The organism is Candidatus Limnocylindrales bacterium (assembly GCA_035626395.1).
Taxonomy (GTDB): Bacteria; Desulfobacterota; Binatia; order UBA1149; family CAITLU01; genus DASPNH01.
In genome coordinates, this window is the sequence record DASPNR010000042.1 from 266,791 (window position 1) to 285,154 (window position 18,364).

At 68.6% G+C, this 18,364-nt stretch carries 16 protein-coding genes; 10 read left to right on the forward strand and 6 right to left on the reverse strand.

Annotated features, from left to right (window positions below; genetic code table 11):
* Nucleotides 1–17: 17 nt before the first annotated feature.
* On the reverse strand, nucleotides 18–2,891 hold the full coding sequence (locus VEC57_16930; GenBank protein HYC00820.1) for a glycoside hydrolase family 9 protein: 2,874 nt from the start codon (nucleotides 2,889–2,891) through the stop codon (nucleotides 18–20).
* Between the two features lie 207 nt (nucleotides 2,892–3,098).
* Here VEC57_16930 and VEC57_16935 point away from each other — a divergent pair, with 207 nt between their 5' ends.
* Nucleotides 3,099–3,728 carry a histidine phosphatase family protein gene (locus VEC57_16935; GenBank protein ID HYC00821.1) on the forward strand — a complete coding sequence of 210 codons (630 nt, stop codon included), beginning with the start codon at nucleotides 3,099–3,101 and terminating at the stop codon, nucleotides 3,726–3,728.
* A gap of 10 nt (nucleotides 3,729–3,738) precedes the next feature.
* Here VEC57_16935 and VEC57_16940 read toward each other — a convergent pair whose 3' ends face one another.
* The 4 genes from VEC57_16940 to VEC57_16955 all read right to left on the reverse strand — a co-directional run bounded on the left by VEC57_16940 (nucleotide 3,739) and on the right by VEC57_16955 (nucleotide 7,158).
* A complete protein-coding gene (locus VEC57_16940; GenBank protein ID HYC00822.1) occupies nucleotides 3,739–4,530 on the reverse strand; it encodes an alpha/beta fold hydrolase in 792 nt (263 codons plus the stop codon).
* An 88-nt stretch (nucleotides 4,531–4,618) separates the two neighbouring features.
* On the reverse strand, nucleotides 4,619–5,815 hold the full coding sequence (locus VEC57_16945; protein ID HYC00823.1) for an LLM class flavin-dependent oxidoreductase: 1,197 nt from the start codon (nucleotides 5,813–5,815) through the stop codon (nucleotides 4,619–4,621).
* A 10-nt stretch (nucleotides 5,816–5,825) separates the two neighbouring features.
* Complete coding sequence (locus VEC57_16950; GenBank protein HYC00824.1) at nucleotides 5,826–6,482, reverse strand: TetR/AcrR family transcriptional regulator; 657 nt, start codon at nucleotides 6,480–6,482, stop codon at nucleotides 5,826–5,828.
* Nucleotides 6,483–6,627: 145 nt separating this feature from the next.
* On the reverse strand, nucleotides 6,628–7,158 hold the full coding sequence (locus VEC57_16955) for a hypothetical protein (protein HYC00825.1): 531 nt from the start codon (nucleotides 7,156–7,158) through the stop codon (nucleotides 6,628–6,630).
* 144 nt (nucleotides 7,159–7,302) lie between these two features.
* Between VEC57_16955 and VEC57_16960 the strand changes: the two genes are divergently transcribed.
* The 3 genes from VEC57_16960 to VEC57_16970 all read left to right on the forward strand — a co-directional run bounded on the left by VEC57_16960 (nucleotide 7,303) and on the right by VEC57_16970 (nucleotide 9,750).
* Nucleotides 7,303–8,169 carry a DMT family transporter gene (locus tag VEC57_16960; protein HYC00826.1) on the forward strand — a complete coding sequence of 289 codons (867 nt, stop codon included), beginning with the start codon at nucleotides 7,303–7,305 and terminating at the stop codon, nucleotides 8,167–8,169.
* Between the two features lie 134 nt (nucleotides 8,170–8,303).
* On the forward strand, nucleotides 8,304–9,047 hold the full coding sequence (locus VEC57_16965; protein HYC00827.1) for a DUF1043 family protein: 744 nt from the start codon (nucleotides 8,304–8,306) through the stop codon (nucleotides 9,045–9,047).
* Nucleotides 9,048–9,126: 79 nt separating this feature from the next.
* Entirely contained in the window at nucleotides 9,127–9,750 is a 624-nt protein-coding gene (locus tag VEC57_16970; protein ID HYC00828.1) for a hypothetical protein, read from the forward strand.
* Between the two features lie 16 nt (nucleotides 9,751–9,766).
* Here VEC57_16970 and ychF read toward each other — a convergent pair whose 3' ends face one another.
* Nucleotides 9,767–10,867, reverse strand: a complete 1,101-nt coding sequence (gene ychF / locus VEC57_16975) for a redox-regulated ATPase YchF (GenBank protein HYC00829.1) — start codon at nucleotides 10,865–10,867, stop codon at nucleotides 9,767–9,769.
* A gap of 144 nt (nucleotides 10,868–11,011) precedes the next feature.
* Here ychF and VEC57_16980 point away from each other — a divergent pair, with 144 nt between their 5' ends.
* The 6 genes from VEC57_16980 (at nucleotide 11,012) to VEC57_17005 (ending at nucleotide 18,332) form a co-directional block, all read left to right on the forward strand.
* Nucleotides 11,012–11,857 (forward strand): hypothetical protein, encoded by an 846-nt coding sequence (locus VEC57_16980; protein HYC00830.1) that lies wholly within the window; start codon nucleotides 11,012–11,014, stop codon nucleotides 11,855–11,857.
* Between the two features lie 44 nt (nucleotides 11,858–11,901).
* Complete coding sequence (locus VEC57_16985) at nucleotides 11,902–14,421, forward strand: TIM-barrel domain-containing protein (protein ID HYC00831.1); 2,520 nt, start codon at nucleotides 11,902–11,904, stop codon at nucleotides 14,419–14,421.
* 295 nt (nucleotides 14,422–14,716) lie between these two features.
* Complete coding sequence (locus tag VEC57_16990; protein HYC00832.1) at nucleotides 14,717–15,238, forward strand: DUF4440 domain-containing protein; 522 nt, start codon at nucleotides 14,717–14,719, stop codon at nucleotides 15,236–15,238.
* A gap of 74 nt (nucleotides 15,239–15,312) precedes the next feature.
* Complete coding sequence (locus tag VEC57_16995; protein HYC00833.1) at nucleotides 15,313–16,464, forward strand: acyl-CoA dehydrogenase family protein; 1,152 nt, start codon at nucleotides 15,313–15,315, stop codon at nucleotides 16,462–16,464.
* 5 nt (nucleotides 16,465–16,469) lie between these two features.
* Nucleotides 16,470–17,273 carry an enoyl-CoA hydratase-related protein gene (locus VEC57_17000; protein ID HYC00834.1) on the forward strand — a complete coding sequence of 268 codons (804 nt, stop codon included), beginning with the start codon at nucleotides 16,470–16,472 and terminating at the stop codon, nucleotides 17,271–17,273.
* A gap of 153 nt (nucleotides 17,274–17,426) precedes the next feature.
* A complete protein-coding gene (locus VEC57_17005; protein ID HYC00835.1) occupies nucleotides 17,427–18,332 on the forward strand; it encodes a DNA-formamidopyrimidine glycosylase family protein in 906 nt (301 codons plus the stop codon).
* The last annotated feature ends 32 nt before the right edge of the window (nucleotides 18,333–18,364 follow it).

Sequence of the window (18,364 nt, forward strand, 5' to 3'; positions counted from 1 at the left end):
TCGGGACCGTCCGACGATCAGCCTGCCGGCGCCACCGCAACGATGTGCGTGGGCAGGCAGAACGTCTCGAGCTTGATGGTGTCGGCCATCACGGGCGCGGGGAACTGGTTTCCGGGCGCGATCGATACACCGTTGCCGTCGCTCGTGCGGCGCGAAAGGTGCCTGGTCTGCAGCGGCGAGATCGAGGATCCGGCCGCCATGCCGGTCAGCAGGCCCGCAGCGCCGCTGCCGATCTTGCGCGCCAGCTTGGCCTTGGAGCAGAGCAGGCTCGTCTGGCTCGATGGCGTCGACTCGTCGATGACCGCGGATGTCGTGCGCGGCGGCAGCACCTCGGTCTTGGCGACCGGGTTGCACAGCTCCGCCGACGCGTGCACGTCCAGCAGACAGCTGCCTTCGGCAGCGCTGCCCGCAAAGCCGGGAGAACCTGCCGCGTTCCGAGCACAATCGTCGAACATGTCGCGCGTCAGCGCCTGCGGGCGCGAGGGCCCCGATTCGGTCTTGATGCGATAGCACCGGTAGTGCGTGGCATCCCCCTGGTCGTTGGCGGTGCCGCTCGGGTCGGCGCCGGCGGGCAGCAGCAGCGAGGTCGCCTTGATCGAACGCACCGTGAAGGTGCCGAGGTCGTTCTGCACCGTCCATCGCCGCGGCACGTGCGGCTGCGCCGGCGGAATCGAGCCGCCGGCTTCGGGGGCGATCCCCTCGGCCGCCGGACGAAGCGCGTAACGCACGTAGTGCAGCTGGGCATCGGCCGCCTCGGCAGCGTTGTAGCCGGCAGCGCTCATGAGGCCGAGCGACCTGCCGATGGTGAAGTTCTCGGGGTCGTCGCCCAGGCTCGAGTCGATCGCCTGATCGTCGAGCGTCACGTTCCACGACGCCGGCAGCTCGTTGCCGCCGGCGATCTCGTTGCCCAGCTCGTCGGTGGCGGGCGTCAGGATGCGGTAGCCGACGTAGGCGTCGCCGCTCAGGTCGATGCTGCAGTCGTTCGGGCAGTTGGCTGCGTTCTCGCCCGGCTCGCACACGTCGTCGTCATCACAGGCCGATGCGCCTTGGAAGTACGCAGCCAGTGCCACGTAGGGGCCCTGATAGCTGATGGAGTTCTCGGTGATCTCCCACGTCATCGCCGTCCACTGAATCTGGTCGGCCCAGTCGCGATAGAACTTTTCGTAGAAGACCGACCCAAGCGGCGGCGAGGACGTGCCGCCGTAGTCCTTGTTGGGACCTCCGGGGACGAAACCAGGCGCCGGGCCGTACAGCGAGACCTTGTTGTCGCTGACGCCGTGATTGTCGGTCCCGGCGTAGTAGGGATAGGCCGGCTCGGTGACCGAGGAGGGCTTGCCGAAGTAGTTGGTGCTCGAGAACGAGCTCCACGAGTCGCCGTACCAGGCGTGGTAGAGCTGGAACGACGAATGCTCGCCGCCCAGCGCCGCCATGTTGGTCAGGTACAGCATGTTCAGCGGGTTCTGGCCGTGGAAGAAGCGCAGGAGGTCGAGCGCGTGCTCGTAGCAGTCGCCGGCGCTGTAGGAGCCGGTCTCGCCAAGCGCCGCCGCGCGCAGCAGGAACAGCCCGTAATGTGCGCGCATCGCGTTGGAGCCCCAGTGATAGGACCAGCTCGGCATGCCGTTCCGGTACAGGCTGTCCTCGGAGAAGATGTAGTCGACCTGATCGGTGATGTTGGCGAGCATGTTCGTGACCACCGCGGGCGTGGCGCCCGTCGTGGAAACGTAGGTCAGCGCGGCGAAGGTGTCGTAGGCGCCGACGTTGAAGAAGCGCCCGTTCCACTGGCTCGGATAGAAGTTGTCGACGTAGTCGCGCGCGGCGGTCTGCGTCGGATCGATGCGAAAGATCTCGGCCGCAGCCCACGCCTTGACCGCGCTGCCGCCCTGCGTCTGCAGCCACGTCCATGACGCCAGCGCCGCCGACTTCAGCGTCGCGGCGTAGGATGACTGACCCTCGGCCTCGAAGACGCGTGCGGCCAGCGCCAGCGTCCCGGCGGCCACGGCGCCCGACTCCAGGTTCGGGTTTTGGTAGTAGCGGACGTTCATGTCGGCGCTCGGCGGCGAGTCGGAGGCGAAGCCGTCGACGTGCATCTGCGAGAGCACCGCGCCGCTCGGAAGCTGCATCTCCATGATCCAGTCCAGCTCGACCTGGATTTCGTCGAGCAGGTCGGGCAGGCCGTTGCCCGATTCGGGAATGCCGGTGTCGTCGTCGCGCAGCGAGCCGGGGTTGTCCTCATACGCGCGCAGCATGGAGAGGATGGCGCTGGAGACCGCTCCCCAAACGTACTTGTTGTAGTCGCCGGCGTCGTGCCAGCCGCCGCGCAGGTCCCTGGTGCCGTGATTCGTATGGCCGGCGGCCGGGCCGGTTGCGGCGTCGCCGTCATGGCAGCTGGCCGCGTCATCCCACGCGCTGGCCGGGGTGCTGGTCTTGGGGACGTTGCAGCGCTGCAGATAGAACGTGCGCAGCGCGGCGCGCATCGGCGTGGCGTAGACGTCGCCGCGAATGTCGAAGTCGTAGGACTGCGCGGCGAGGGTGGGGCTGTAGAGCCGGTACTCGCCGACGGTCGTGAAGTCGGAGAGATCGATCCACCACACCGCATCGCCCGAGTGCATGCCGTCGGTGCCCTTGGCGGTGATCGAGCCGCCGTCGGTGGGAATCGTGAAGGCGACGCCGTCGTCCGCGGCCCTGCGCACCTGCACGGTGCCCCCCGGGTTCTGCGTGGCAATGACGATCTTGGTGTCGCCGGGACGGAAGCCGAAGTGGTCATGCTTGAAGGCCTGCGTGACCGGCGCGGCGGCGGCCGGCGAGGCGGCCGCTGCGCAGACGGCGATGGCGATGGGAGCAAGAGCGCGGCGCAGCCGACATGCGCGCGAACAGAATGGTGGCGATGGCATCGAAATCCCCCTCGCCTGCAGGCTAGTTGCGGCCCGCGCACTTTTCCACCGGCCGGTGACGGTGCGGCGCCGAAGTGAATGTCGCAGCCGCCTTCGACGTCGTCGTTGCGCTGACCGCGCCGGCCGTTCGCCAACGCACGCACCGCCGGTCCCCCGCAGTGGAGCTGCCGTTCCACGCCACCGGATGTGGCTGCTAAGACTCGCCGCATGCTGACTCTGCATCTGGCCCGCCACGGGGAGACCGACGCTGCCGCACGCGGCTACTACGCCGGCGACATCGACCCGCCGCTGATCGAAGCCGGCATCGAGCAGGCGCGCAGGCTGGCCGCGTCCGTGGCGACACTCGGGCTTGACGCACTCTACGTCAGCCCCAAGCTTCGCGCGCGCATGACGATGGAGCCCATCGAGCAGGCCACGGGTCTGACAGCCGAGATCGAACCGGGGCTCAAGGAGATCGGCTACGGCCGCTGGGAAGGCGTGTCCGAAGCCGAGGCGCGCAGCATGGACCCGCAACTGCATGCCGCGTGGACAGCGGATCCCGCCATGACCAGCCCACCCGGAGGCGAGACGGCATTCGACATCGTCTCGCGCGCGATGCCGGTGATTCAGCGCATCCGCGAGCGGCATCCGCACGGACACGTGCTCGTCGTCAGCCACAAGGCCACGATCCGCGTGCTGACGTGCGCCCTGCTCGGTCTTTACGTGGGGCGCTTCCGCGACCGCATCGCGTGTCCGACCAGCTCCGTCACCACCTTCGCGTTCGGACCGCGCGGGCCGATGCTGATGCGGCACGCCGACGTCGCGCATCTGGGCGTTGGTCGCAGAGCCGGCGGCTGAAGGGCGAGCGTCAGCCGAGGAAGCGCGTCACGACGGCGAGGAACTCGCTCTCCTTTTCGAAAGGGACCATGTGGCCGCAGCCGTCGATGACGTGCAGGCGCGCGTCCGGGATCAGCCGCTGGAACTTCTCGCCGTACACCGGCGGCACGACCTTGTCGTCGCCGCCCCACACCAGCAGTGTCGGCGCGGTCACGCGCCGCAGGATGCGCTCGAGGCGCGGATCGTGCAGCAGCGGGTTCCAGCCGATCTTTGCGGTGGCGGCAAAGCCGTGGAAGGCGGCGGCCAGCTGCTCGTCGCTCATGTCGGTGAGCGGAACCGACATCAGCTGTGCCAGCGGATGGCTGGTGTCGTGGAACAGCATGCCGGCCAGGCGGTCGGGAAAGCGCGTGTCGAGCGCGAAGATGTCGGTGATGGGACGCTCGGGGACCCAGATGCCGACCGATGCGACAAGCACGAGCCTGGAGACGCGCTCGGGATAGCGCGCGGCGATCTCGGCGGCGATCCAGCCGCCGAGGCTGTGCCCGACGATGGCGACCGACCGCCATCCCATCGCGTCCATGTAGTCGAGGTAGTGCCAGACCAGATCCTCGACGTCGTCGACCTGCTCGATGCCTTCGGAGGAGAGGAAGCCGGGATGGGCCGGCACGTGCAGCTCGTAGCGCTCGGCCAGCGCGGCCAGATGCGGCAGCCACTGCACCTCGCCCATGGCGCTGTGCAGATACAGCAGCGGCGCTCCGGCACCGCCGCGCAGGGTGTACGTGCGCTTGCCACCGACGTCGACATGCAGCTCGCTACGTTCCATCGTCCTCCGGGAGTGGGGTCACTTCCTGCTTTGCAGCATTTTTTTGCAGCGCGTCGAAATGCTCGGATGCAACGCCTGCCCCCGTTCTTCAAGCGGCGGTGGGAAAGGGGATGGGCGCCGGCGCGGCTTCGGCCGGCGGCGGAATGGCGGCGTTGATGCGCGGCAGGACTTCCTCGGCGTACAGGCGCGCGTTCGCTCGCGCCTTGTGCGTCGGCATGTTGCCGAGCTGGAACAGGCCGAGCATGTTGCCGCAGCCGATCTCCCTGGCGTGCTCGATCAGGATCTGCGCCACCGTCTCAGGGCTGCCGCACACGGCAAAGCAGCCTCGCTCCACATCGTCCCACGTCTCACAGCTGCTGATGAAGGTGTGTCCGTCGCGCAGCGCACGGGCCACGCGCAGCGCGGACTTCACCGACGTATAGCCGGGCGGCGACACCGTCAGCCCCGGGATCAGCTTGTTCTTGAAGTACCAGAAGTGCTCCTCGAACTCCCTGCGCGCCTTGGCATCGGTCTCGGCGACGTAGATCGGCATGAGCAGTCCCATCTGCTCGGGATGCGCCTTGTATCCTTCCTTCTCGCAGCACTCGCGGAACATCGCGTAGTTCTTCTTGAAGAAGTCGATGCGGAAGTAGGGGATGCCCATGTACGCGTAACGCCGCCTGGCCACGAACTCCATTGTCTCCAATGATCCCGCGCCGGGAATCCAGACCGCCGGATGCGGCTTCTGCAACGGCTTGGGCCAGGTGTTCACGTAGCGCAGCTTGTAGTGCTTGCCGTAGAACGAGAACGGCCCCGGCTCGGTCCAGGCGCGCATGATGATCTCGTGCGCCTCGGCAAAACGCGTGCGCGCCTCGGCAGGATTGATCGAGAACGAGAAGTACTCGGGCCCGCCGCCGATGACCTGCCCCGAGATGATGCGCCCGCCCGAGATCACGTCGAGCATCGCGATCTCTTCGGCCACGCGCGTGGGCGGATCGTACAGCGGCAGCGCGTTGCCGACCACCGCGATCTTGATGCGCTTGGTGCGCTGCACCAGCATCGAGGCGATGATGTTGGGCGACGGCATCAGCCCGTACGCATTCTGGTGATGCTCGTTGACGCAGACGCCGTCGAAGCCGGCGGTCTCGGCGTCGGCCAGCTCGTCGAGGTAGTCGTTGTAGTAGCGGTGCGCGTCGCGGGGATCGAACAGGTCGTTGGGCACCCACACCCACGCCGAGTCGTGCTTCTTCTCGAAGTCCGCCGGCAGGTCGCGGTAGGGCATGAGATGGAAGAGGAAATGCTTCATCGCGTCTCCTTCAGGACCGCCCGCCGCCGCGGTGGTCCTGGGCGCGGCCACGCAGGCCTTGCAGGAGCAGCGTCGTGCAGAAGCGGGCGGCTTCGACCGCGTCCGGCTGCGCACGCTCCAGGAGCTGGCGCGCCACCATCATGCCCACGCCGATGGAGGCGGCAGCGACGTAGTCGGCATCCACCGGTGCCACCTGCTCGGCTTCGAGCAGGGGCTGCAGGTCCTCGCGAAGCTCGGCCAGAGCCACGCGCGTGCTCTCGAACGAGATGTCGCTGACCAGCGGCGCGATGTTGCGGTCCAGGACCTCGAACAGCCGCCGCTCGTGCACGACCATGTCGAAGAACGCGAAGTACGCATTGTAGATGCGCTCGTCGAACGTGACGCTCGCATCGGTGCGATAACGGCGAAGGCGGGCCCGAAGCTCGCGCAGCGTCTCTTCGGCCACCGCGGCGAAGACGTCGTTCTTGTCGCGGAAGTATTGGTAGAACGTGCCCACGGCCAGATCGGTGCCGCGCACGATGTCCCGCACGGTGGCGGCATCGAACCCGAGTGTGGCGAAAACCTCGCGAGCCGATGTCAGGATGACGGAGCGATTGCGGGCCTTGGTGGCCTCGCGTTTCCCGGGGGAGCTGCCGCGCGACGAGAGCGCGGCCACCGAAGACTGCATGAAGCTGACGCTAACGTCAGGTTCAGCCGCGCGCAAATGCAGTGCGCGCAAAAAAAGCCCGCGCACCGACCGGTGCGCGGGCTGTGGTGGTTTCGACGTCCGGCCCGGACATGCCGGCGGGCATTCCGGTCCCGGGCGCTGGCGTCTACTCGAGCAGGCCCGTCACGCCGTCGGGCAAGGTCGTCGGAACCGGAAGCAGCGTCGTGGTCGTCGGCGGCGCCGGGCAGCTCGGACCCGCCGGCGGGCTCGAGCACGCGTCACAGCAGCTCGCGCACGTGCCGACGGTGCCGCCCTTGTCCGTGCAGTTCTCGGCGCTCTTCTTGGTGCTGCACTTGGTGCTGCCGTCGGCCTTCTGCCGGCAGCAGGTGACGAAGCCCGGCTTGCCGCAGGTCGACTTGGCGGCGCATTTCGTCACGGCGCCTTTGCAGCTCTTGGGGAGATGGTTGGGATCGCTGGCGTCGAGCGCGGAGCGCTCCTTGGCCACGCCGCTGGCGCACTCGACGTACGCGCCGTGATCGGTGGCTTCGTTGCAGACGCACTGCGACTGTACCTGCGCGCGTGCGGCCGCGACGCGCGCGCCGTCCGGGTCCTCGTCGGCGCACTTGGCCGCCGGCGAAACGTTGGCCGTCAGCAGGACGGCAAGAAGCGAAAGGGTTGCGGTCATCGTGTGCTTCATCGGGGTGGACCTCCTCCGATCTGTTTCGGTCAGGCCTAGCCCGCATCCGGCGATGGCGTCAAGGCCGCCGGCGGCGCAGCTGCGCTTGACGCCGGCCAATGCATGAGCGCATGACCCTCGCCCGGGGCTCGCGCCGCTTCACCGATGATGACGCTCACGCAACGACCCGAGCTGCTCGGACGCCTTTGCGTCATCGGCGCCGCGATCTTCTTCTCGAGCGGAGGCGCGGCGATCAAGGCTGCGACGCTGAGCGGCTGGCAGATCGCCTGCCTGCGCGCTGTCGTCGCGCTGGTGATGCTTGCGCTGTTCATGCCGCGCCACGGCGGCCGCCGAACCGGCCTTGCGTTCGCCATCGGTGGTGTGCAGGGCGCCACGATGATCCTGTTCTCGCTGGCCAACACGATGACCACCGCGGCCAACGCGATCTTCCTTCAGTGCACGGGCCAGCTCTACATGCCGCTGCTGGCGCCGTTGCTGCTGCGCGAGCGCGTCACGCGCGCGGACTTGTGGATGATGGCGGCAGTCGCCGCCGGGATGAGCCTGTTCTTCGTCGGCACCGAGCCGCCGCAGGCAACCGCGCCGCAGCCGCGCCTCGGCGACGCCATCGCCATCGCCAGCGGGCTTACCTGGGCGCTGACGGTGATCGGGCTGCGCTATGCGGCGCGCGAGCACGGCGCCGGCATCGACGAGAAGGCGGCGGTGCTGTGGGGCAACGGCATCGCCGCCGCGCTGGCGCTGCCGATGGCACTGCCGCTTCACGACGTCAGCGCCGGCGACGTGGCGGTGATCCTGTATCTCGGCACCTTCCAGGTCGGGGCCGCCTATCTTCTGCTTGCGCGCGGGATGCGCGCCGTGCCGGCGTTCGAAGCCTCGCTGCTGATCCTGCTCGAGCCGGTCCTCAATCCCATCTGGGCGTACCTCGTTCACGGCGAGAGCCCCAGCCACGGGGCCCTTGGCGGCGCCGCGGTCATCGGCAGCGTCACCGTCGTTCGAGCTTTGCGGTCGAGGTGACATACTCGCTCCGCGCGTCTTCGAGGCACGTGTGCGCCTGCGCGACGCGGCGGGCGCAGCGCCGGCTGCAGGTGCAGCGCCGGCGCCGCCGCAGCCGAGAGCGAGACGCGGATGCATCGGAGAAGGAGACCTGGATGAATCCGATCCTGCTGTCGGAGGTGTTGCTCGTGATCGGCGGCGTCGCGCTCGGCGCCGTGCTCGCGTTCTTCCTGCTGCCGGCGCGACGCGAGGCCAAGCGCCTGCGCGCCGAGCTCGAGCAGGCCAGGGCCGAGCATGAGGAATACAAATCCGGCGTCTCCGATCATTTCGTCAAGACGGCCGAGCTGGTGGGCGAGCTGACCAAGAGCTACGCCGCCGTCTACGATCATCTTGCCGGCGGCGCGCAGAAGTTCTGCACCGACTTCCAGGACAAGGCGCTGACGTTTGCCGAGCGGCCCGCGCTCGGCGACGGACGCACGTTCACGAGCACCGCCGAGACCGTCGAAGAGGTGCGCATGGAAGAGGTGCCGGTCGGAGGGAGGCGCGGCTCCGACGTGCCCGCCAGCGCATCGACCATGGCGGCGGCTGCTGCTCCCGCGGCGACGCCGTCGCCCCGAGCCGCGACTTCGCCGCGGCCGGCGGCGGCAACGCCTGGTGCCGCGGCGACATCGCGTGACACCGCGCCCGCCAGCCGGCCTTCGGGCGCTGCGACGGAGGAAGCGCCGATCGTCGAGAAGACCAGCGCTCCGGTCGGCAATGGCATGGAGGAGCCTGGCGCCGTCGATGGCGTCACCGAGGACGACCCGCTGCACGCCACGACCGGGATCATGCCCGAGCCCGGCGTGACCGCCGAGCCTGGCGAGCTCGAAGACGGCGCGCCCGCAGCGCCGAAGTTCTGAAGCTCCTCCCGCTCCTTCGGCTGCGCTCGGACACACCTCCGCTTGGCAATGGTTCCGCCCATGAGCCATCAGCGGCGGCATGACGTGGTGGATCTGGGCAGCCGCCCTGGCCGCGTACGCGGCGTTCCTTGCCTGGTATCGCAACTGGCGTCCGCCGCTTCGGCCTGACGAGATCGAAGCGTTCCTCGCGGCGATCCGCGGCACTCCTTCGGCCGAGCACAACGACCTCGACGTCCTGCGCGACTTCCTCTCGCGCGACGACGGCCGCGAGTTCCTGATGCTCAACCTCGTGCGCGTCGAGCAGGAGCCGGTTGTGCATCCCGCGACGGGCGTCATGACGACCGGCAGGGAGCTGATGCAGGAATACACCAAGGCGTTCCTGCCTGCGCTGCTCCGGCGCGGCGGCCATCCCGCCATCGTCAGCCGCAAAGTCGGCGGCTACGTCGATGCGTGGCACGTGCCTGCCGATCCCGGCTGGACGATCATGGGATACGTACGCTACCGCAGCCGGCGCGATCTCATGGAGCTGGTCAGCGATCCTCGGTTTCTGGCGGCGCACCCGCTCAAGATCGCGGCCACGCCCGAGACGTTCTCGTTTCCAACCCAGCCGATGCTGCGGCTGTACCCGAGCCCGTCGATCTGGGTCGGGCTGCTGCTGGCGCTGCTCGCGGCGCTGGGGCAGATCGCGGTGTTGCCGGGATGACGGGCCGTGCGGCCGCTCAGACGTTGAACCGGAAGTGCATGACGTCGCCGTCCTGCACCACGTATTCCTTTCCTTCCACGCGCAGCACGCCGGCCGCCTTGCAGCCGGCCTCGCCTTTGTGCGCGACGTAGTCGTCGTAGGCGATGACCTCGGCGCGGATGAAGCCGCGCTCGAAATCGGTGTGGATGACCGAGGCGGCTTTCGGCGCCTTCCAGCCGCGATGGATCGTCCACGCGCGCACTTCCTTGGGGCCGGCGGTGAAGTAGCTGCACAGGCCGAGGATCTCGTAGCTCCTGCGGATGATCTGCTCGATGCCGCTCTCGACGACTCCGTACGAGGCGAGAAACTCGGCCTTCTCCGCGTCGTCCAGTCCCACGAGCTCCTCTTCGACCTTGGCCGAGATCTTGACGACCGCCGCGTTGCGCGACGCCGCCCATCGCCTGAGCGCGACGACGTGCTCGTTGTCTTCGCCAAGGCTGCCGTCGTCGACGTTGGCGCAGTAGATCACGGCCTTGCCCGAGAGCAGCCCCATCTCGTCGAGCAGCGCCGCGGCGACGTTGTCGTCGCGCTCGGGGAAGTCGCACGCCGGCTTGCCGGCGCCGAGATGCGCCGACAGCCGCCTGGCGACCTCGAGCTGCGCCGCCGCTTCCTTGTCGCCCTTGGCCTTGCGCGTCAGGCGCTCGATCTTGCCCTCGATCGACTGCATGTCGGCCAGGATCAGCTCGGTTTCGATGACCTCGACGTCGCGCGCGGGATCGACGCTGCCGTCGACGTGGACGATGTCCGGGTCCTCGAAACACCGAACCACGTGCACGATGGCCGCCGTCTCCCGGATGTGGGTCAGGAACTGGTTGCCGAGGCCCTCGCCCTTGCTGGCGCCGCGCACCAACCCGGCGATGTCGACGAAGTCGACGGTGGCATGAACGATGCGCTCCGGATTGGCGATGCGCGCCAGGCCGGCCAGGCGCGCATCGGGCACCGGAACGACGGCCTTGTTCGGCTCGATGGTGCAGAACGGATAGTTGGCCGCCTCTGCGTTCTGGGCCTTGGTCAGCGCATTGAAGAGGGTGGACTTGCCGACGTTGGGAAGGCCGACGATGCCGATACTGAGGCCCATTCGTGCTCCGCGAAGCTGCTCCGAAAAGCGGCCTGAGTAGCGCGGACCCGGGCCGCGGGCAAGGTGGCCGAGCGTCGGGGACCGGTCGGAGAATCTCGCGAATCGACATTCCCAGGCCTCACCCCGTCTGCTAGAGGAAGGCGCGTGAAAGCATCTGCGTTCGGCTCTCTCGCATTGGCTGCATGGCTGCTGAGCGATTCCGCTGCGACGCTCGCGGCGCCGGGAACGCCGGAGGATCGCTGCCATCAGGCCATCGTTCTCGGCATGGCGGGCATCAAGAAAGGCCGCGTCGGGCAGCTCTCGCGCTGCCTCAAGTTCGGCAACTACGACGACTGCGTCGAGACCGATTCCCACACCGTCGAGCATGAAAACGACATGCGGCGGCGAGTGGCCGGCGAGTCCTCGTCCTGCCAGGCGGCGATCGATGCGGGCGCTTCGGTCGCCGACTTCGGCCCTGCGACGTGCGGCAAGGAGTACGTCGGCTGCGACGCCGAAGTCCCGGCCGTCAACAGTCTCGACGACGTGGCCGGCTGCCTGATCTGCCACGAGCGCGGCTTCGATGCGCTGATCCGCGACACTCTGGGCTGGCCGCGACCGTTCCCGGACGATCCCGACGAGCGCCGCTGCACGCGCGCCATCGGCCGCTTCACCGCGCACGCCGTCAAGAAGGCGATCTACGAGACTGCGCGCTGCGCCCTTGGTGCATCCAAGCCGTTCGCATGTCCGGTCGACGCCTCCCCCGAGAGCCGCTTCGGACGCGCGCTCGCGGTCATCGAGCGCAGCGTTGCCGGTTGCGGCGTCGACGATGGCGAGGCGCCGGGCGCGCTCGCCAATCTTTGCGGCGGGCAGGCGAGCGATCAGGCGCAGCTGTCGGCCTGCTTCGTCGGGCTCGCCAAGTGCCTGGCGTGCCGCGGTGCCAACTCGGCGCTGGACCAGAGCGAGGACTGTGCGGCGTTCTCGGGCTTCGCCGGCTGCGACGGCATGTTCTGAGGTCCCCTCTTTTTCGAAACGCGGCCGGCGGGTAGTGTCGCGCGATGGCGCGACGAACCGAGATCGTTCCGGGGCGGTTGATCGGATGGGACGACTCCGATCCGCGCCGCGTCCTGCTTCGCTACGAGCGCATCCTGATCGAAGTCTCGGTCAGCGGCGAGAACGTCGTCCGCCTGCGCGCGGCCGTCGGGTCGGCGCTGCCCGCCGATCCCTTCCTCGCGCTCGGCCGTGATCCCTGGCGGCCGGTGTCGGTCAATGCGTTCGAGCGCGCCGGCATCATCCACATCGACGACGTGCACGCAGGCGCAGGCTGGCGCGTCGACATCGACCCGCGCCAGGCCTGCGTCGCGCTCGTCTGCGGCGGTGCCCGCGCGATGTCACTCGAGCGCATTCTGTTCCGCGCCAGCGGCGGCGCCGCGGTGTCGGCTCGCGTGGCCGAAAGGAGCGTCCTCACCGGCTTCGGCGAGAAGGCCGGGCGGCTCGACAAGCGCGGGGCGGTGCTGAAGATGCGCAACCGCGACGCCGACATGCGCGCCGGCGGCGATCCGCTCTACGTGGCGATTCCTTTCTTCCTGGCCGCCACTCCGCCTCCGCCCGGCGACGAGCGCGCGCCGGCACGTGCGGCCGGCCTGTTCGCGGACTGCTTTGCGCCCTCGCGCTTCGACGTGGCGCGCAGCGAGGCCGACGTCGTTCGCATCGATGTGGAGAGCAACAGCCTGGACGTGTTCCTGGTGCCCGGGCCGTCGGCCGCCGACGTCATTCGCCGCTTCACGACCATCGTCGGCCGAATGCCGATGCCGCCGCGCTGGGCGATCGGCTACCACCAGTCGCGCTGGGGCTACGACAGCCAGGCCAAGCTCGAAGAGGTCGCACGCGAGCTTCGCACGCGGCGCATCCCGGCCGACGTGCTGATGCTCGACATCGACTACATGCGCGGCTTTCGCGTCTTCACCTGGGACCCGCAGCGGTTTCCCGATCCCGCCGCGATGCTCGCGCGCCTTGCCGCCGATGGCTTTCGCGTCGTCACCATCGTCGATCCCGGTGTGAAGGTGGACGCCGAATATCCGGTGTATGCCGAGGCGCTGGCGCGCGGTTACCTGTGCCGTCGCAGCGACGGCTCGATCTACACGGTGCAGGTGTGGCCGGGGGCCTCGGCCCTTCCCGACTTCAATCGCGCCGAGGTGCGGCAGTGGTGGGCGCAGCAGCATCGTGCGCTGACCGATGCGGGCGTGGCCGGCATCTGGAACGACATGAACGAGCCCGCGGGCTGGCAGCGTGACGTGCGCATGGGCCGCCTGATCCTTCCCTACCGCAACCAGAACACCGACGGCGTGGTGCAGGCCGATCCGGTCGACGAGTCGCGCACGCTGTCGCACGAGGAAGTGCGCAACCTGTACGGGCTGCAGGAATGTCGCGCCACGTTCGCCGGGCTGCAGGAGGCGCGGCCGCAGGAGCGGCCGTTCGTGCTCTCGCGCTCCGGCTATGCCGGGATCCAGCGGTATGCGGCAATCTGGACCGGCGACAACGCCAGCCGCTGGAGCGATCTTCGCCAGTCGATCTCGATGCTGCTGGGATTGTCGCTGTCGGGCGTGGCCTTTTGCGGCTCCGACATCGGCGGCTTCTCCCTGTCGTGCCCATCCGAGCTGTACGCACGCTGGATCCAGCTCGGGGCGCTGTATCCATTCTCGCGCACGCACTCGATGTGGCTCGGGCGGCATCAGGAGCCGTACAACTTCGGGCCGCGCGTCGAAGCGGTGGCGCGCGAGGCGATCGGGCTGCGCATGCGGCTGATGCCCTATCTGTACTCGCTGTTCCACCAGGCCCACCGCACCGGCGCGCCGGTGTGGCGGCCGCTCTTCTACGAGTTCCCGCAGGATGCGGCCTGCTACGGCGTCGACGATCAGCTGATGCTCGGGCCCTCGCTGATGCTCGCGCCGGTGCTCGGCAAGCGCGAGCGCACGCGCAAGCTGTATCTGCCGCCCGGGGAATGGATGACGTTCGACGACGCCGTCACCTACACCGGACCGGGATGGATCACCGTGCGCGCACCGCTGCGGCGCCTTCCGATGCTGGCGCGCGTACCCTCGCTCATCCCGACCCAGAGCCTGGTGCAGCACGCGGGCGAGGTGCCCGAGGAGCCGCTGATCGTGCAGGTGTTCGCGGGCTCGCAAGGCCGCCGCGGCAGGTCCTCGCGCGCGGCGACGGCGATGTCGGCCAGCTTCGATGTCTTCGAAGACGATGGCCTCAGCCGCGACCACGAGCGCGGCATCCATGCCGTCACCCGCCTCAGCGTTCATCAATACGAAGCGTCGATCGTCGTCGAGATCGCCGTGCGCGAAGGGGCCTTCGAGCTGCCGGCACGCCAGGTACGGCTGATCGTCCGTGGCGCGGGCGATGCTGCCGAGGTGCGGTGTGACGGAAGGACGATGGCCGTTACGAACGCCCGCGGCGACGGAGGCGGGCAGGGCATCTGGGCCTGCCGCAGCGGCGAGGACCTCGAGATCGGCGTCATCGATGATGGCCGGTCGGCGAGGGTGCAGATCGTGCGCGAGCTCGCCGGTTAGCGCCCCCAACTGCACTCCCTTGTCCACTGACAAAAACGTCGGTCAGTTTGGGTCCCCGGGCGGCAAGACGAAAAAAGGACGCCGGCGTGCGCAAAGGCCGCCGCGCTCATGGCCGCAAAGTGGCGCGCCTTTTTGCGCTGCCGTGCACCGCGCGATTCCACGGCTGTCATTTCTACCCCGATGAGCCAGGTCGTTGTCTTTCTGTCCGAAAGGGCCGCGCCTAGCATCCACATGAGCGCGGGACGGTCGTGCGTGAACGCACGTATTCGCCACCTCCCGAGAGCGCTGACGACACATGCGACGGAGCTCGAGAATTCTCCTTGTCGGCGTGGCCTGCCTGATGCTGGCCTCCCCACTGCCTGCCCAGCAGGACGAGAACGTGGTCGTGGCCTCGCTGCCGGTGCAGCCCGGACAGCTCGACGCGGCTGCTGCCCGCAAGGCGATCGAAGAGGCCAACGCTCAGTGGCTCGAGGCGTTTCGGGCCGGTGACGCGGCAACGATGGCCCGCCTCTACACGGCCGACGCCAGCCTCTTCCCGCCCAGCCCCAGCAACGACATCCTCGAGGGCCGCGACGACATCGTTGCCTTCCTCCAGGAGCAGCGCCGCCAGGGCATGGAGCCGCCGGCCGTCCAAACCTCCGACGTCGTCATGATGGGCAACATCGCCTACGAGGTCGGCACCTACCGCTTCAGCTTCCGCAATGCGGCGGCCGACACCGGCAAGTACTTCGCCATCTGGAAGCATCAGCCCGACGGAACCTGGCGGTATCACGTGGGCATCTGGACCTCCGCCGCCAACGCCACCGTCGCCAACTAGCGACCGCCGATCGCAGTGCGTCTGCGTCGCGGCTGCTGGACCGTTGCAGTCGGCTTCATCTATGGTGCGCGGCCGTGGTGGATGCCGTTTCCAGTGCGCGGTCGCTGTATGGCGAGCTGAGCTCGGCTTCCGAGCGTATCGAGGCGGCGCGGCGCCTGCCCGAGGACGTGGCCGAGCTGCTCAAGCGGTCGCAGCTGTTCCGGCTGTGCGTTCCGCAGCGCTACGGCGGGCTCGAAGCCTCGCCGCGCGACATGATCGGCGCCATTGCCGAGGTCGCCCGAGCCGACGGCTCGGCGGGCTGGTGCGTCGCCATCGGCGCCACCAGCGGGCTGGTTGCCGGCTATCTCGCAGAACAGGACGCGCGCGAGATCTACGCAGATCCGATGTCCGTCGCTGGAGGCGTGTTCGCTCCGCGCGGCCAGGCGATTGCCGGCGACGACGGTTACACGATCGCCGGCCGCTGGCCCTTCGCCAGCGGCATGCAGCATTGCACGTGGCTGATGGGCGGCTGCATCGTCATGCGCGACGGCAAGCCGGCGCTGCTGCCGAGCGGAATTCCCGACTCGCGCCTGGCGCTGTTCCCGGCGGATCAGGCACGCCTGATCGATACCTGGAGCGTGTCGGGCCTTTGCGGCACCGGCAGCCACGACATGGAAGTGGACGCGCTGCGCGTACCCGAGCGCCGCGCAGTTTCGCTGATGACCGATCGGCCCGTCATCGACGACCCGCTCTACAAGTTCCCGGTGTTCGGCATGCTCGCCGTCGGCATAGCCTCCGTCTCGCTCGGTCTTGCTCGGCGTGCCATCGAGGAGCTGGTCACGCTCGCCGGAGGCAAGACGCCCACCGGCAGTCGGCGGCGCCTCGCCGATCGCGCCTACATCCAGATGCAGGTGGCGCAGGCCGAGGCGGCGCTCGGCAGCGGTCGCGCGTTCCTGCTCGAAGTGGTGGACGAGACGTGGACGATGGCATCGACGCAGGCCGAGATCCCGGTGCCGCAGCGCGCACGGCTGCGCCTGGCGGCGTCCAACGCGGTCACGCAGTGCATCCGCGCCGTCGACCTGATGTACGAGGCCGGCGGCGGGACTTCGATCTACCGCAGCAGTCCGCTGCAGCGATGCTTCCGCGACATCCATGCCGCGAGCCAGCACCTGATGGTTGCGTCTTCCACGTATGAGCTTGCGGGGCGCGTCCTTCTCGGCCTGGAGACGGATGCGGCCATGCTGTGAGGCCCATGCACGACATCACGACATCGACGTTCGAATGCATCCGCTTCCGTCGCGACGGCGACGTGCTGGTGGTGACCATCGACCGGCCCGGCAACGACCTCAACGCCGTCAACGAGGTCCTGCACGAGGAGCTGACCAGGCTCTTTCGCGAGCTGCGCCAGGAATCGCTGGCGCGGGCGGTGGTGCTGACGGGGAAAGGCCGTGCGTTCTCGGCCGGAGGCGACTTTGCCTGGTTTCCGACGCTGCAGGACCCGGGCAAGCTCGATCCGCTGCGGCGCGACGCCAAGCAGCTGATCTGGGATCTGCTCGACGTCGAGATTCCCATCGTTGCGGCAGTCAACGGTCACGCAATGGGATTGGGCGCATCGATCGCGCTGCTTTGCGACGTCATCTTCATGGCCGACAACGCCACCATCGGCGACCCGCACGTGCGAGTCGGCGTCGTCGCCGGCGACGGCGGCGTGGCGATCTGGCCACTGGCCGTCGGACCGGCGCTGGCCAAGCAGTACCTGATGACGGGCGATGCGCTGACGGCAGCCGAGGCCGAGCGCATCGGACTCGTCAACAAGGCGGTGCCGGCGGCGCAGGTCCTGGACGAGGCGATGAAGCTCGCGCAGCGACTGGCCGCCGGCGCACCGCTGGCCGTGCGCTACACCAAGATGTCGGTGAACAAGCTCGTCAAGGACGCGCTCAACATCGCCTTCGATGCATCCACGGCTCTCGAGATCCTCACCTTCAAGAGCGAAGACCACCAGGAAGCCCTCGCCGCGCTGCGCGAGAAACGGCCCCCCAACTTCCGCGGCCGCTGAAGAATGGGATCCGGTCCTGCATTGGAGCATCTTCGCGCGCTGCGTCGCGCAGGCCGCGTCCGTGCGATGCGCAGACGACGGAGCGGCGACACCAACCGCATGGCCGGACCCGCGGGCCACGCAGCGCAGCCGCAGCGGCCCTGAGCGCCGGCCGTGCCCGAGCTCCCCGACATCGTCGTCTATCTCGAGAGCCTCGGCCGCTTCGTCGGCGGCCGTCGCCTGCTCGGCCTGCGCATCTTCGGTCCCTCGGTCCTGAAATCGTTCGATCCGCCGGCCGCCGCTCTGCACGGCAGGAAGGTCTGCGGCGTCGAGCGCATCGGCAAGCGCATCGTCTTCGCGTTCGAGGACGATCTGTTCGTCGTGCTGCATCTGATGATCGCCGGGCGCCTGCATTGGAAGAAGGCCGGCGCCAGCGCCAACCGCAAGATCTCGCTCGCGGCGTTCGACTTCGAGCACGGCACGCTGATGCTCACCGAGGCGTCGCCCAGGAAGCGCGCATCGCTTTGGGTGGTGGCCGGGCGCGAGGCGTTGCGCACGCACGATCCCGGCGGTCTGGAGGTGCTGGAGGCGGCGCCGGAGACGTTCGCGCAGGCGCTGCGCAGCGAGAACCACACTCTCAAGCGCGCGCTCACCGACCCGCGCCTGTTCAGCGGCATCGGCAACGCCTACTCCGACGAGATCCTGCATCGCGCGCGCCTGTCGCCGATGAAGCTGACTTCCCGGATCGACGATGAGGAGGTACGGCGCCTGCACGCCGCCACCGTCGCGGTACTGAGCGAGTGGACGCAGCGCCTGCGTGAGCAGACGGGCGAGTCGTTTCCGGAGAAGGTGACGGCGTTCCGGCCCGAGATGGCGGTGCACGGCAAGGCTGGCCAGGCATGTCCCGTGTGCGGAGCCAAGGTCTGCCGCATCGCCTACGCCGACAACGAGACCAACTACTGCGCCGTGTGCCAGAACGAAGGTCGACTTCTCGCCGACCGCGCGCTCTCGCGCCTGCTGCGCGAGGACTGGCCAAAGACGCTGACGGAACTGGAGGAGCGGGTGGCGGCGAAGAAATAGATCCGGATCAGCGACGGGACTGCCGCCGCTCC

Excerpts from the sequence above, each read along its gene's own strand:
- VEC57_16930 (HYC00820.1), bottom strand. The coding sequence starts at position 2,891 with ATGCCATCGCCACCATTCTGTTCGCGCGCATGTCGGCTGCGCCGCGCT.
- VEC57_16935 (HYC00821.1), top strand. The coding sequence starts at position 3,099 with ATGCTGACTCTGCATCTGGCCCGCCACGGGGAGACCGACGCTGCCGCA.
- VEC57_16940 (HYC00822.1), bottom strand. The coding sequence starts at position 4,530 with ATGGAACGTAGCGAGCTGCATGTCGACGTCGGTGGCAAGCGCACGTAC.
- VEC57_16945 (HYC00823.1), bottom strand. The coding sequence starts at position 5,815 with ATGAAGCATTTCCTCTTCCATCTCATGCCCTACCGCGACCTGCCGGCG.
- VEC57_16950 (HYC00824.1), bottom strand. The coding sequence starts at position 6,482 with ATGCAGTCTTCGGTGGCCGCGCTCTCGTCGCGCGGCAGCTCCCCCGGG.
- VEC57_16955 (HYC00825.1), bottom strand. The coding sequence starts at position 7,158 with ATGAAGCACACGATGACCGCAACCCTTTCGCTTCTTGCCGTCCTGCTG.
- VEC57_16960 (HYC00826.1), top strand. The coding sequence starts at position 7,303 with ATGATGACGCTCACGCAACGACCCGAGCTGCTCGGACGCCTTTGCGTC.
- VEC57_16965 (HYC00827.1), top strand. The coding sequence starts at position 8,304 with ATGAATCCGATCCTGCTGTCGGAGGTGTTGCTCGTGATCGGCGGCGTC.
- VEC57_16970 (HYC00828.1), top strand. The coding sequence starts at position 9,127 with ATGACGTGGTGGATCTGGGCAGCCGCCCTGGCCGCGTACGCGGCGTTC.
- ychF (HYC00829.1), bottom strand. The coding sequence starts at position 10,867 with ATGGGCCTCAGTATCGGCATCGTCGGCCTTCCCAACGTCGGCAAGTCC.
- VEC57_16985 (HYC00831.1), top strand. The coding sequence starts at position 11,902 with ATGGCGCGACGAACCGAGATCGTTCCGGGGCGGTTGATCGGATGGGAC.
- VEC57_16990 (HYC00832.1), top strand. The coding sequence starts at position 14,717 with ATGCGACGGAGCTCGAGAATTCTCCTTGTCGGCGTGGCCTGCCTGATG.
- VEC57_17000 (HYC00834.1), top strand. The coding sequence starts at position 16,470 with ATGCACGACATCACGACATCGACGTTCGAATGCATCCGCTTCCGTCGC.